Source organism: Pantoea sp. GL120224-02 (assembly GCF_900215395.1).
Classification (GTDB): Bacteria; Pseudomonadota; Gammaproteobacteria; order Enterobacterales; family Enterobacteriaceae; genus Pantoea; species Pantoea communis.
The window spans coordinates 28,883-43,044 of sequence record NZ_OBEC01000011.1 but is presented as its reverse complement, the minus strand read 5'-3'; the positions used below and the strand labels follow the sequence as shown (position 1 = coordinate 43,044).

Sequence of the window (14,162 nt, the reverse complement as noted above, 5' to 3'; positions counted from 1 at the left end):
TGCGGATTTTTTTATGGGGTGAGCACTGCGCGATGCTTACATCGCACCGAGTTGTACGTCTAACAGCATATCGGCATCATCATCGTTTTGACCAATCACGTAGATCGCCTGACGTCCCGGCAGATTCACCGTGATGATGTGCTGATCATCGGCATCCAGCACGTCATCGTGCTGTTCCTGAAACTTATGCAATGTGTTCATGTTTTTCCTTAAAAATGGTGCGCGACTTTACTTTCCCTACACTCTTATATCGACAAGACCAGGCTCAAATGTAGCGGAATATTCTGCTTTCGTGATGCAGGCACTCTGTCACGGCCAAATGACAGTCTGATTAAAGAAGTAACGCACATTTCTTACTGTGAGGATGTCAGTGCCGGACAACCTGGTAGCGCCGGATAACGGATGCAATCCGCTGTCACCGCCTTCTCACTGTGCGGCGTCCCATCTGGTGCCCAGCGGTAATCCACCATGTAGGCGCGATACACCGTGTTGCCACTGTAGTGATCGCGCGGCATCGCTTTGCCGTAAAACGGGCTGACGTACTCCCAGACAATCGCGCCCTGCGGTGTCACCTGGAACAGGCGGCCGCTCTGCCCTTCGTTGATCAAGGTGTTGCCATTCGGCAGGCGCTGCGCGTTGCTGATATAGGCACTGTAGAAGGTGGAGATCGCTTGTCCCGATTTCTCGCCGGTGTACTCCCAGACGATTTGTTTGGTTTGCGGGTTCACTTCAATGACGCGTGAAGCGGAGAAGAATCCTTGCCGCGTGGGCGGGAATCCGGCGTTGCCCTGATTATCAAAAATCAGAATATTGCCAGCACCCGGCAAGCCCGGTCCGATCATGTGCACATCGTGCTCGCCAATCAGCTGATCCAGCGGACGCGGCAGCGGTGTATCCAGCTTCAGCGCTGGATAATCAGGCCCGATGCGCCACACCACTTTGTCCGTCTGCCGATCGACAATCACGGCCACGTTGCCGTTGCGCGAGTTAAACAGGATGTTGTCAGGGGCAAAGCGCTGATCGCCTTTATCAAACCACGGGTTTGGTCCCAGCGGTGCCGCCGTGTTCATATGCAAAAAGTCAGCGTCCTGACTGTCACGGATCATCGCCAGTTGCGCGTCAGAAAAACCCAGCTCATTGAGGTGATCGGCCACCGACCAGCTCCATAGCTTCTCTCCCTGCGGCGACACCTCCTCCAGCGTATTATCGATGATGCGATAGTTGTAGCCGGGCAGCTGGCGCAGTGCCGCGCCCAGCACCAGGGTGTTGCCATCTGCCAGGCGCTGGATTTCATGGTGTTGATGCACCGGCTGCTGCTGACTGCCGTATTGCCACTGTACCGCACCGTTCCAGTCCACTTCCGCCACGCTGGCATTCACCATGCCGTTGCCGGGGCTGGCTTCCTTATCGAGATCTTTCTGACGCTCCAGCTGTACCAGCAGATGCCCCCGCTGGCCGTTGATGCGATCAGTGGGAATTGGCCAGCTCGGGAATCCTTCATAGGCCCAGCGATGCACTTCCTGCCCGGTCATATCAATTAAGTGGGTTTGGTTATCGCTGCCGGGGATCACCACATAACCGTTCCAGGCACGCGCGGGATCGTAATACGTCACGCCCGTAGGAAACGCACTGGGAATGGCCGATGCACCAAATGAGAAGGACAACAGGCAGACAGACAACGCTGCCGCAATACGCATGATTCACCATCCTGACTAAGGGAGAAAGAAAACGCCCTTATAGGGTAGATGCGAATGGCGGCAGGATTAGTCCGAATGAGGCATGTGGGAGAAAAGGCAGCGGCATGACCCGCTGCCTGAGTGCTTAGAAGAAGCCCAGCGGTTGCGTGCTGTAGCTCACCAGCAGGTTTTTGGTTTGCTGGTAGTGATCAAGCATCATTTTATGGGTCTCGCGACCGATACCGGATTTTTTATAGCCACCGAACGCCGCATGTGCCGGATAAAGGTGATAACAGTTGGTCCAGACACGGCCCGCTTTAATCGCGCGCCCCATACGATAGGCGCGGTTGATATCACGGGTCCATACACCTGCGCCCAGTCCGTAGATCGAGTCATTGGCGATGGCGAGGGCTTCCGCTTCATCTTTGAAGGTCAGCACACCGACCACCGGTCCAAAGATCTCCTCCTGGAACACGCGCATGCTGTTGTCGCCTTTCAGCAGCGTTGGCTGAATGTAGTAGCCGCTATCGAACGCTTCACCAATCTTCTCTACACCGCCGCCGTGCAGCACCTGTGCACCCTCTTTCTGCGCGATTTCCAGATAAGAGAGAATTTTGTCGAACTGCTGTTGCGACGCCTGCGCGCCAATCATGGTTTCGGTATCCAGCGGATCGCCGCGTTTGATGGTTTTAATACGTTTCATGACGGCCGCCATAAACGGCTCAAAGATCGACTCTTGCACCAGCGCGCGTGACGGACAGGTACAGACTTCGCCCTGATTCAGGAAACCGAGCACCACGCCTTCTGCCGCTTTCTCGATAAAGCTCTCTTCCGCATCCATGATGTCTTCAAAGAAGATGTTCGGTGATTTACCGCCCAGCTCAACGGTGGACGGGATCAGGCTTTTCGCCGCCAGTTCGAGGATATGCCCACCGGTAGCGGTGGAGCCGGTAAAGGCGATCTTGGCGATACCCGGATGTGACGCCAGCGCTTCACCGGCTTCTTTACCGTAACCGTGCACCACGTTGATGACACCCGGTGGCACCAGATCTTTGATCACTTCCATAAACAGGGTGATCGACAAGGGCGTCTGCTCAGCCGGTTTCAACACCACGCAGTTACCCGCTCCGAGCGCCGGAGCCAGTTTCCACGCCGCCATTAACAGCGGGAAGTTCCACGGGATGATTTGCCCGACCACGCCCAGCGGTTCGTGGAAGTGATAAGCGGCGGTGAATTCATCGATTTCTGCTGCGGTACCTTCCTGTGCGCGCACGCAGCCCGCGAAGTAGCGGAAGTGATCTACCGCCAGCGGGAGGTCAGCGGCCAGGGTTTCACGTACCGGCTTGCCGTTATCCCAGGTTTCGTTGACCGCGATGTATTCCAGCTTCTCTTCCAGTCGATCGGCGATTTTCAGCAGCACCAGCGAACGTGCCTGCGGGGAGGTTTTGCCCCAGGCATCTGCAGCGGCCTGTGCTGCCGCCACCGCATTATCGATATCGGCCTTATCCGAACGCGGGAACTCGCCGATGGTAGAACCGTTGATGGGGGTGGTGTTGACGAAGTAATTACCGTTCACCGGCGCAACGAATTCGCCGTTGACAAAGTTGCCATAACGCGATTGCAGAGTGATGAGAGAACCTTGTTCTCCCGGAGCAGCGTAACGCATGGTGTTTCTCCTTGCGGACAGAGTGGCGAATAACAACTATGAAACCTGTTATTAACATTGATCGATCAATGTCAGCCTGTCAGATTGCAGAGCGGGAAACTGTGACCGCACCGAAGGAAAATTCCGGCAATGAGGGTTTGAGATTTATGCATGATGATCCTGCACGTCAGTCTCAGCATTGATTAAACGTTACGCTCTTGCCCGCCGCAGATGGCGGGAGTCTATTGCGCCAATTCACAGCCAGGTTATCAGCTTTACATCTCTCCAATTTCTTCCCCGCTTCGTTGCGGAAAATTCCGAGTTTTGCCGCATATGCAGCGAAAAGCGAAACAAACGCAATGAATTTGGTCAATATGAAACAGGATACTCATCAGGAGAAAGAGATGTTGGCTTCAGCCCTGACGTTAATGCGCGCCAAAGCGAACTTTGTTCAGCAATTTATTCGAAACCCGCGCAAGATGGGCAGCATCACGCCCTCCTCTGCTGCGCTGTGCCGCACCATGTGCGATGCCGCCAACTGGGATCACAGCCTGCGTATCGCCGAACTGGGTGCCGGTGACGGCGTGTTAACCCGTCATATTCTGGACAGAATGTCACCGCAGGCTCAATTAGATGTGTTCGAGATCAGTCCAGATTTAGTGAAGAGTTTGCGCGCGTGGAGCGATCCGCGCATGCAGGTGCGTGCGTGCTCAGCCGAGTACTTGTCGGGTGAATACGATGTGATCTTTTCCGGCCTGCCGCTGCTGTCGCTGCCGCCGGAAACGCGCGAAGCGATTCTGAGCGCCGTGCACGATGTATTGGGCCCGCGCGGTGTATTTATCCAGTTTCAATACACCTCATTGACCCAACCTACCCTGTCACGTTACTTCACCTGGCAGCGCCAGCGGGTGCTGAAAAATATGCCGCCCGCCTGGGTTTATCGCTGCACACGGCATTACGCGCCCTGAGCCTGCACGCGCGGCTTCGGCCGCGTTTGCTGCCAGAATCTTTGGAGCAACTCACGTGACCAATCCTCACCGGCGACCTGCGCGCCATCATCACTCACGCCTTCCGGTAAGCAGGTGGTCATGATTTCGCGGGTAAACTCCGGGTGGAACTGCACCGACAGCGCCTGCGGGGAATAACGTAAAATCTGGCAGCCATCCAGCTCGGAACGTGCCAATACTTCAGCCTGCGACGGCGGCGTAATCACCGACTGACGATGTGACAACCACGCCTGGAATTCACCTGGTAACGTCGCTAAACAGGGATCATCACTGGCAGTGTGGGTCAGGGTTTTCAAGCCGCGCTCCCAGCCGTTCGGGTTATCACCCACTTTGCCGCCCAGCGCATACGCCATCAGCTGATGACCGTAACAGACGCCCAGCAGCGGCAGCTCCGCTTCCAGCGCACCACGGATCCATGCGGCCGTGCGTTCGCTCCAGTCGGCGTGGTCGGTGACCATTGCCCAGGAGCCGCTGAGAATCGCGCCGCTGACGCGATCAAACGCCGGCAACTCTTCGCCAAGATGCGGACGGACAATCACATAGTCTTCAGGCTGCAGTTGCAGCGCATCAATAAACCAGCGGGTTGTTCACCAATTTGCGCCACAACCTGCGGTGGCGGCACTTCGAGTTGAATCAGAGCAAGGGGTAACGCGCGGGTGTGTGTCATTCCGAATTCATTCCTTAACGGAGTCAGCTTTCGGACATCCACTTTGACAGGAAATCAGTGACCTGTCTTATTTTTTTCCTGCATAAGCTCATGCCATAACGAAAAATATTTTTGCACAATGTCACAGAAATGTACGGCTTCGTGCCATGATTAGCCGGTGATTACCCCCCTTTCATGTGAAGGATGACATTGTGGCAGTGCGGCATTTCTTTATGGTTCTGATGGTGGTCTCCATCTGGGCTTTCAATAACGTGGCAGTGAAGTGGGGATTGCTGGAACTTCCGCCGCTGTTCCTCACCTGGATGCGCTTTGTGGTGGTGGCGATTGTACTGGTGCCGTTCTGCCGAATTACGCGCGAACAGCTGCCATGGCTGCTCACCCTTGCCTTCACCTTTGGCTTTATGCACTTCTCGCTGCTGTTTGTCGGCATGCGCTTTACCGATGCCGGCACCGGTGCGATTGTGGTGCAGCTTGGTACGCCGATTGCCATGTTGCTGGCAATGCTGGTGCTAAAAGAGAAGCTGACGCTGGTACAGCTGTTTGGTATTGCGATCTCTTTAAGTGGCGTGGCGGTGCTCTCCGGCAGCCCCACGATTCCGGCGTGGTGGGTCTTATGCATCTTGTTGTGCAGCGCCTTTGGCTGGGCCATCAGCAATATGATCGTGAAGAAATCGCCGCCGATAAAACCGCTGACGCTCACCGGTTGGATCTCCTTCCTCGCCGTGCCGATTGTCGGTGCCGCTTCCTGGCTCACCGAATCGCACCAGTTTTACGCCTTAAGTCATGCGGGCTGGCGCGGCTGGTTTGGTATTCTTTACAGCGCGCTGGCTTCCTCGATTGTGGCTTATACCCTGTGGTATTCGTTGCTGAAAAAGTACAACGTCAACTTAATCATGCCTTACTCGCTGCTCACGCCCGTGCTGGCCGTGTTGATGGGCGTATTTGTGCTGGGCGATAGCATGAACAGCTTCAAAATTCTCGGGGCGTCTCTGGTAGTGCTCGGTACCGCCATTGCGGTGATCAACCTGCGTAATCTGCGCATGCACGCGCGCTTTCCTCGCCTGCGCCGCCGTTAAATTCTCTCTGCTATGCTTGAGTCTCGCGCGTTTTCCGGAGACTCAATATGGATACTCAATCTGCTGCCGCGTTATGGCAGCAACTGTGGCAAGGATTGCGTGGCGCGGAACCCCTTCCCGCGCTCAGCTTTCTCCAGCCCGATACCTTTTCTTCCGCGTTTGCCGTCAGTGAACTGGCCGCCACCAGCATCGGGTTGGCAAGCCAGGCAGTGAGCGATTTACTCGGGCAATCGGCCCCGGTTAGCGTCAATGTAAGGCTCGCCTCTCGCTGGTTTCAGCACAGCCTCACGCCGCTAAATCGCTCACCCGCCGCGCTCTGGGATCCCTTTGCAGGCGATTACGCCACCGCCGATGGCTGGATCCGTCTGCACACCAACGCTCCGCATCATCGCGCCGCCATGGAGCAGGTGCTGGGCCAACACGCCGACCGCGCCGCATTAGCGCAGCGGGTGTCTCAGTGGCAAGCGGCCGCGCTGGAGCAGGCCGTGATTGAGGCTGGCGGCTGTGCTGCGCAGATGCGCAGTGAGCAACAGTGGTTGCAGCACCCGCAAGGGCTGGCCGTCAGCAGTGAAGCGCTGATCGCCCAACAGGCCACGGGGGATGCCCCCACGCCCGGCTGGCAACTGCCGCCTGCTCGTCCGCTGCTCGGCGTGCGTGTGCTGGATCTGACGCGCATTATCGCCGGGCCGGTCGCCACGCGTTTTCTCGCCAGCCTTGGCGCGCAGGTTTTACGTATCGATCCTTACGGCTGGGAAGAGCCAACATTGGAGGAGGAGATCACCTGCGGCAAACGCTGCGCACGGCTCGATCTCAAATCCAGAGCGGGCGTTGAGCAGCTGCGCGATCTGATCAAACACGCTGATGTGCTGGTGCATGGTTATCGCGCGGATGCGCTGGAAAAGCTGGGGCTGGATGCCGAGTCACGGCGCAAACTGTCGCCCGGATTGGTGGATGTCAGTCTCAATGCGTGGGGCTGGGGCGGACCATGGCGCAATCGTCGCGGCTTTGACAGTCTGGTGCAGATGGGATGCGGCATTGCCGAACAGGGCATGGTCTGGCGTGGTAACATCAAACCGACACCGCTGCCGGTGCAGGCGCTCGATCACGCCACTGGCTATATGATGGCCGCCGCTGTGCTGGAAGGGATGCGTCAACGTCGGGAAAATCACGTTGGCTGGCAGGCACGCCTATCGCTGGCGCGCACCGCCAGGCTATTGCAACAGTATGGCGCGTCACCGCAACAGCCGCAGCATGGCATTACCGCGCAGCACGACGATGCCCTGCCGACAGTTGAGATCAATACGTGGGGGATTGCCGAAAGGTTGCGTGCCGCTGCATACCTGCCCGGCACGCCGATGATCTGCGCCACGCCGGGCGTCAAGCTCGGCAGCAGCGCAGCCAGCTGGTAATCAGGCTTCTTCGTCGTTGCCTTCGTTCAGCTCGTCGTACATTGCCTGAATAGCTTCACGGCTCAGCGCGGCCAGCGTGCGGTAGAACGCGCTGGTCGCGTGGGCTTCCACTTTGCCGAGGAACGCGCCGCACCACGGCAGCAGATAGTCGTCGAACAGCGCTAATTGCGCAGCAAACTCATCCTCCGCGGACTGATCTTCCAGCCACGAGGCCGCCAGCAGCAGTACGCCAAAATGGTCGGCTGGCGCGTCGCTTAACGGCATGCCACGTGAAGAGAGAAACGCACGCACATCCGCTTCTTGCGGGCCGTTTGGCCATTGTGAGGCGTAAGGCGGTACGCTGCATTCGCTGCCGACGAACAGTGCGTTGTAATCCGCCGCCAGGGCCTGCGGATCGCTATTCTGCTGCAGACGTGTTAACAGTTCATCCTGCTCCAGCGGCCACTGAGCCTTCAGTTTGCCTTCACGCAGCATGGTGAAGAGCGGCACCAGCAATGGATCTTGTGGCTGGCGGTTGAACAGCGAGCCGATGACGCGGCAGAGAATGGAAAACTCATTCATGCAACAGAATTCCTTGAGGCTAAAAGTTAAAAGTCCGCAAATTCAGCAATGTGCTTACCGGTTCGCTGTTGGAGAAAGTCGAGCAGGCGGCGCGGCGTGACATTTAACACGCGATCCTCGGGAAAATCCACTTCACACGTAATGCGGATGCAGTGTTCGAAATGACCGAGGGTAAAGGCGGTGTGCGAATCCGACCCAAACGCCAGACGCCCGCCGGCATCACGCACCGCTTCAGCGATGGCGCGGCAGTTGGGTTCACTGCCCGGACGCGAATGGGTAAAGGAGGAGTTATTGATCTCCAGCGCCACATCATAATGCGCGGCGGCTTCGGCAATGGCGCGGATATCCACCGGGAATTTCGGGTTGCCAGGATGTGAAATAATGTGCACCAGCCCGCCCGCCATCGCGGCAATCATCGCTTCCGTGTGATGCGCTTTATCACGCGGTGCGTACACCGGCTCATGGAAACCGGCCACAATAAGATCCAGCGCATCCAGCATCGGGCCGCTGCAGTCAATGTCGCCTTGCTGGTTTTTGATGTTGGCTTCAATACCACGCAAAACGCCTACGCCATCAATCACGCGTGGCCAGATGCGCATATTAACGAAGTGCCAGTAGTGCGGCGCATCCGCCATATCCGGGCCGTGATCGGTGATGGCAAACAGCTTCAGGCCATTCTGCTTCGCCTGCACCACATAATCATGCAGTGTGCTGTATGCGTGGGTACTGGCAACGGTGTGCATATGCAAATCGACGGGATACATCCTCTTCTCCTGACTCAATGTGAATTAATAACCGCGCTGGCGATCAACTAAACCACCCGGCTGATCCCCTTGCTCCAGAGCAAGTATGGCACCGGCAATGAAATCCATCGCCTCGCCGGGCAACGTGATAGCCGCAGTATGTGGCGTCAATGTGACATGTGGATGAGACCAGAGCGGGTGATCCGCCGGCAGTGGCTCGGTCTGGAACACATCCAGCGCCGCGCCCGCCAGTTGCCCGCTGTTCAGCGCCGCCAGCAGATCGGCTTCCACCACATGCGCGCCACGCGCCAGATTGAGGAAAAAGGCCCCGTGCGGTAACGCGCGCAGCAACTTTTCATCGATCAGGTTGGTGGTTTCCGGCGTGGTGGGCAGCAGATCGATCAGCACCTGAGTGCCATCCAGAAACGCATCCAGCTGATCGCGACCGTGGAAGGTTTGCACGCCCTCAATCTGCTTAGCCGAGCGGCTCCAGCAACGCAGCGGGAAGCCCCACTGGCGCAAACTTTCGAGCACACTACTGCCCAGTACGCCCGCACCGAGCACGCCGATGGTGAAGTTGGCGCGGTCTGCTGTGTCGAGTGGCTGCCAGTTTGCCTGTTGCTGCTGCTGGCGGTAGTCGGCAAAACGGCGGAACCAGCCTAGCACGCACCAGTTGGCGTATTCCTGCATCTGTCGCGCCATGCCGGTATCTTCGAGACGGAACAGCGGCACGTCATCGGCTAACATTTCCGGATGGGCGCGCAGTTGCTTAAGAATTTCGTCGACGCCCGCGCCCATGGCAAACACACCTTTCAATGGACGACCAGCCAGCATCTCGGTGGGTGGCGAACGCACGATGGCATAATCCGCCGGATCCGTATCGCCCGGCTGCCAGTAGCGCACGTTGGCTTGCGGTAAACGCTGACGTAGTCCCGCTAGCCAGCGATCGGGGGCTTGCGACGGGTGATACCAGATGATCTCCATACAGCTCTCCTTTTTTCCTTCAGCCTCAGGCAAATAGCGCTTCAGGGCAAGCAAAAACCTTAAGGTTAATGCAATTTCTTGCGTGATTAATTCCCGCGGCTTCACATTTCCATGGCCTGAGGCGGCTAAGCGGCGCGTTAGCGACTAAAGTTGTTCGGGTGGTCAATGTGTTAGCGCACCACCTTTTCGGACAAGGAGAAAAACCGATGATAAAAAATGTCAAATTCACCCCCGCGCCACTGACATTCTTACTGAGCGCGGCGCTGCTGGCCAGCGCCTCTGTTGCGCAGGCGGAAGATACCAGCCGAATGCTAAGCAGCCAGCCACAGCCGCCCGATATCCGCCTGGGGCCTCTGTTTAATGCGGTACAGCAGGCAAAATTTTATCCGGATCAGAAAACCTTTGCCGATGCGGTTCCGAAGTACAATCCCTCCTCGATACTGGCGGACTGGCAGATGCAAAAGAGCCAGCGCAATTTCGACCTGAAGCATTTCGTGGACGCTAATTTCACCCTGCCTAAAGAGCAGGACAAATACGTGCCGCCTGCAGGACAAAGCCTGCGTGAACATATCAACGGCCTGTGGCCGGTGCTGACACGATCGACACCGACCGCCAGCCAGTATGATTCCCTGTTGCCACTGCCGAAACCCTATGTGGTCCCCGGCGGCCGTTTCCGCGAAGTTTATTACTGGGACAGCTACTTCACCATGCTGGGCCTCGCTGAAAGCGGGCACTGGGATCGCGTGCAGGATATGGTGGATAACTTCGCCACCGAACTGGATAAATACGGCCATATCCCGAACGGCAACCGCAGTTATTATCTCAGCCGTTCGCAGCCACCGTTCTTTAGCCTGATGGTGGATCTGCTGGCGACCCATAAAGGTGATGATGTCTATCGCCAGTATTTGCCGCAGTTGCAGAAAGAGTACGACTACTGGATGGCGGACAGCGATAAGGTCGCTGCCGGTCAGGCCAGCAAGCGCGTGATCAAACTTAGCGACGGTACCCTACTCAATCGCTATTGGGACGAACGTGATGCACCGCGCACCGAATCCTGGCTCGACGATGTCAACACCGCCAACAAAGCGCCCGATCGCAATAAACAGCAGGTGTATCGCGATCTGCGTGCCGGTGCGGCTTCTGGTTGGGACTTCAGCTCTCGCTGGTTTACCGATGCCCACAATCTGGCCTCGATCCGCACCACCCAACTGGCACCGGTCGATCTCAATAGCCTGATGTTCCATCTGGAGCAGGTATTGTCCAAAGCCTCGAAACTGGCGAATCAGGATGACAAAGCCAAACAGTTCGCGGCAGATGCTGAGAAACGTCAGGCAGCGATTAATCGTTATCTGTGGGATGAGAAACAGGGCTGGTATGCCGACTATGACTGGCAGAAAAAACACATTCATCCGCAGCTGACCGCCGCTACCTTGTTCCCACTGTATATGCAGGTGGCGAGCGAGAAACAGGCGGACCGCACTGCCAAAGCGGTGGAGAAACAGCTGTTGAAACCTGGCGGTTTGGTGACCACCACCGTGAACAATGGTCAGCAATGGGATGCACCAAATGGCTGGGCGCCTCTGCAATGGGTGGCGGTGGAAGGTCTGGAACATTACAAGCAACCCAAGCTGGCACAGGAAATTGGTCAGCGCTTCCTGCAGAACGTGCAGGCCACTTACGACAAAGAGCACAAGCTGGTTGAGAAGTATGTGGTGGAAGGCGCGCAACTGGGCGGCGGTGGTGGCGGTGAATATCCGTTGCAGGATGGTTTCGGCTGGACCAACGGCGTGACGCTCAAACTACTGGATAAATACTGCCCGAAAGATCACACCTGTAATAACGCGAGCGATATCCCGAATATGCCCGCGCTGAGTGCGGGTAAATAACCCTCTCCCTCTACTTTAAATAAAACCGCTGCTACTGCTTTGTTTGTCAAACGGTAGCAGCGCAATCGGTTCGCGCTGTTAAAGCTAAGGTGCTCAATGCCATCATCTCAGGCATACGATGCCAGCACTGAACACAGCGAAGTCATCACCTCAGCTTTACACACCATCGCGCACTGCGACAGATTGTATGACTGCATCATGAAACCTTTTCTCACATAAAGCCGCGCTCGCTACGCCACCGCTCCTGTTCATTTCCTCACAATCTCTTTCACTCACATTAACAACTTGAAACACACCCACTAAAAGATAATAATTCTCACTCTTAATTTTAATCGTATTCTCAATTTTTGGCATTGCCGATTGAGTGCTGCTTTTGTTCTGCTTCCCGTTAAAGGATTTCCAATGACGCTTTTTACCCTTAATCGTACCCGCATGCTCTGTGCACTGGCTCTGGCCCTCCCTGCTGCAACCTTCGCAGAAGAGTCCATCGTCGTCACCGCGCAACCGCAGGAGAGCGCCAACTCACCGACGCAAGGCTATCTCGCCACCCGCAGCAGCGGCGGCAGTAAAACCGATCAGCCGCTGATCACCACGCCGCAGTCCATCTCAGTGGTGACACGTCAGCAGATGGAAGATCAGGGTGCGCAGGATCTCAATCAGGTACTGAACTACACGCCGGGCGTATTCACCAACTTCGGCGGGGCCGCCACTCGCTATGACACCATTGCGCTGCGTGGTTTCCATGGCGGCGATGTCGATAACACCTTCCTGGATGGCTTGCGCATCATGAGTGATGGCGGCAGCTTCAACATCTTGCAGGTAGATAACTGGTTCCTCGATCGCGTTGATGTGATCAAAGGCCCCTCCTCCGCACTTTACGGCCAGACCGTACCAGGCGGATTAGTCAATCAGGTGAGCAAGCGGCCGCAGTTTGCTGAAGAGGGCCATTTCCGCCTGTCGACCGGCACCAACGCCACCAACAGCGCCGCCTTTGACTACACCAATGCGATTAACGATCAGTGGGCTTTCCGTCTCACCGGCATCACGCGTAACAGCGATACGCAATACGATCACACCCGTGAAGAAAAATATGCGATTTCGCCACAGCTGCTGTGGCAACCCAGCGAAGACACCAGTCTGGTGCTGCGTGCCTATCTGCAAAAAGATCCATCCGGCGGTTATCACGGTTCCGTGCCCGCTGAAGGCACGCTTTATAGCCATAATGGCCGCAAGCTGAGTGATGGATTCTATGAGGGCGACAGCGCGCTGGATCAGTTCAAGCGCCACGAGCAGATCTACAGCTACGACTTCTCGCACCGCTTCAATGAAGTGTGGTCTGTATACTCCACCGCCAGCTATAGCCACGCCAATGTCGATCTCGATCAGGTGTATCAGATTGGCTGGGATGCCGCTAACCCGGACCTGCTGACCCGCTACTACTCCGGTGAACGTTCCTCGCTCAGCGCATGGGCCAACGATAACCGTCTGCAGGCCGATTTTGCCACCGGCGCGCTGCAGCATCGGGTGATCCTCGGTGCCGAATACCACCGTTATAAGAATGATTTGAGTAAAGCCAGTGGCTATGCGAGTTCATTAAACCCCTGGACGGGCGAAGCGGTCGGCAGCATGCCGGATTACAGCTGGACCGAACAAACGCGTCGCTATTATCAGACCGGACTCTACTTGCAGGATGAAATGCAGCTCGACCGCTGGCATCTGGATCTCTCTGGTCGTTACGATCGCATCGTCTCCAATAATGGCACCAGCCGTCGCCAGGATGACCACGTCAGCGGCCGTGCTGCGCTGCTGTATGCGTTCGACAGCGGTATTTCACCTTACGTCAGCTGGAGCCAGGCGATTACCCCGGCTTCTTTGACCGACCCAGACGGCAATCAGCTGAAGCCAACCACTTCCGAGCAGTATGAAGCCGGTGTGAAATACCAGCCGGTGGGCACGCGCGATATGTACTCCATCGCGCTGTACGATTTGACGCAGAACGATGTGGCGAACCGCAACGTGGTAGACAGCACCTTTACTCCGTCCGGCAAAGTGCATTCGCAGGGCATTGAGCTGGAAGCCCGCAACCAGCTGACGCCGCGACTCAGCACCATCGCTGGTTACACGCTGAACCATCTGCGTTTCAAAGATTCCGTTGACGGGAATGATGGCCATACGCCTTACGTCACGCCGAACAGCATGGCGTCATTCTGGGGTCACTATCAGTTTGATTACGGCTTGAGCGCCGGCGCAGGCGTGCGTTATATCGGTAAGCAGTGGGCCGATAACGAAAACACCACACGTTTGCCGTCGGTAACGTTGTTTGATGCTTCCGTACGTGCCGATCTCGGTGCGTGGGATTCACAGTTGAAAGGGGCTTGGCTGCAGGTGAATGCCAATAACCTGACCGACAAAAAGTATCTCGCCGCCTGCTATGGCACCGGCTATTGCTATCGCGGTGCGGAGCGGACCATTACCGCCACCGTGGGTTACGACTTCTAACCGCCATAA

Annotated in this window: 11 protein-coding genes and 1 pseudogene; 5 read left to right on the top strand and 7 right to left on the bottom strand. The window is 56.6% G+C overall.

Annotated features, from left to right (window positions below; genetic code table 11):
• Nucleotides 1-36: 36 nt before the first annotated feature.
• From CRO33_RS24635 to exaC, 3 genes are all read right to left on the bottom strand, one after another.
• Nucleotides 37-201, bottom strand: coding sequence for a hypothetical protein (locus CRO33_RS24635; RefSeq protein WP_166931753.1), 165 nt, complete (start codon nucleotides 199-201; stop codon nucleotides 37-39).
• A gap of 152 nt (nucleotides 202-353) precedes the next feature.
• Nucleotides 354-1,697, bottom strand: coding sequence for an aryl-sulfate sulfotransferase (locus CRO33_RS18910; protein WP_097119216.1), 1,344 nt, complete (start codon nucleotides 1,695-1,697; stop codon nucleotides 354-356).
• Nucleotides 1,698-1,821: 124 nt separating this feature from the next.
• A complete protein-coding gene (gene exaC / locus CRO33_RS18905) occupies nucleotides 1,822-3,342 on the bottom strand; it encodes an acetaldehyde dehydrogenase ExaC (protein ID WP_097119215.1) in 1,521 nt (506 codons plus the stop codon).
• A gap of 383 nt (nucleotides 3,343-3,725) precedes the next feature.
• Between exaC and CRO33_RS18900 the strand changes: the two genes are divergently transcribed.
• Nucleotides 3,726-4,289, top strand: coding sequence for a class I SAM-dependent methyltransferase (locus CRO33_RS18900; RefSeq protein WP_097119214.1), 564 nt, complete (start codon nucleotides 3,726-3,728; stop codon nucleotides 4,287-4,289).
• Here CRO33_RS18900 and CRO33_RS18895 read toward each other — a convergent pair.
• Nucleotides 4,277-4,995 (bottom strand): annotated as a pseudogene (locus CRO33_RS18895) (glutamine amidotransferase). The gene CRO33_RS18900 and the pseudogene CRO33_RS18895 sit on opposite strands and share 13 nt — an antisense overlap.
• A 191-nt stretch (nucleotides 4,996-5,186) precedes the next feature.
• Here CRO33_RS18895 and CRO33_RS18890 point away from each other — a divergent pair.
• Entirely contained in the window at nucleotides 5,187-6,071 is an 885-nt protein-coding gene (locus tag CRO33_RS18890) for a DMT family transporter (protein ID WP_034822113.1), read from the top strand.
• A gap of 47 nt (nucleotides 6,072-6,118) precedes the next feature.
• Complete coding sequence (locus CRO33_RS18885; RefSeq protein WP_097119213.1) at nucleotides 6,119-7,480, top strand: CoA transferase; 1,362 nt, start codon at nucleotides 6,119-6,121, stop codon at nucleotides 7,478-7,480.
• Here CRO33_RS18885 and CRO33_RS18880 read toward each other — a convergent pair whose 3' ends face one another.
• Genes CRO33_RS18880 through ghrA form a run of 3 tightly spaced genes read right to left on the bottom strand, consistent with a single transcriptional unit; the run spans nucleotide 7,481 to nucleotide 9,768 of the window.
• Complete coding sequence (locus CRO33_RS18880) at nucleotides 7,481-8,041, bottom strand: TorD/DmsD family molecular chaperone (RefSeq protein WP_058959684.1); 561 nt, start codon at nucleotides 8,039-8,041, stop codon at nucleotides 7,481-7,483.
• A gap of 26 nt (nucleotides 8,042-8,067) precedes the next feature.
• On the bottom strand, nucleotides 8,068-8,805 hold the full coding sequence (locus tag CRO33_RS18875; protein ID WP_097119212.1) for a phosphatase: 738 nt from the start codon (nucleotides 8,803-8,805) through the stop codon (nucleotides 8,068-8,070).
• A gap of 24 nt (nucleotides 8,806-8,829) precedes the next feature.
• Entirely contained in the window at nucleotides 8,830-9,768 is a 939-nt protein-coding gene (ghrA, locus tag CRO33_RS18870; protein ID WP_097119211.1) for a glyoxylate/hydroxypyruvate reductase GhrA, read from the bottom strand.
• Between the two features lie 206 nt (nucleotides 9,769-9,974).
• Here ghrA and treA point away from each other — a divergent pair, with 206 nt between their 5' ends.
• On the top strand, nucleotides 9,975-11,654 hold the full coding sequence (gene treA, locus CRO33_RS18865) for an alpha,alpha-trehalase TreA (RefSeq protein WP_097119210.1): 1,680 nt from the start codon (nucleotides 9,975-9,977) through the stop codon (nucleotides 11,652-11,654).
• Between the two features lie 402 nt (nucleotides 11,655-12,056).
• Nucleotides 12,057-14,153 (top strand): TonB-dependent siderophore receptor, encoded by a 2,097-nt coding sequence (locus CRO33_RS18855; protein WP_097119208.1) that lies wholly within the window; start codon nucleotides 12,057-12,059, stop codon nucleotides 14,151-14,153.
• Nucleotides 14,154-14,162 lie beyond the last annotated feature (9 nt).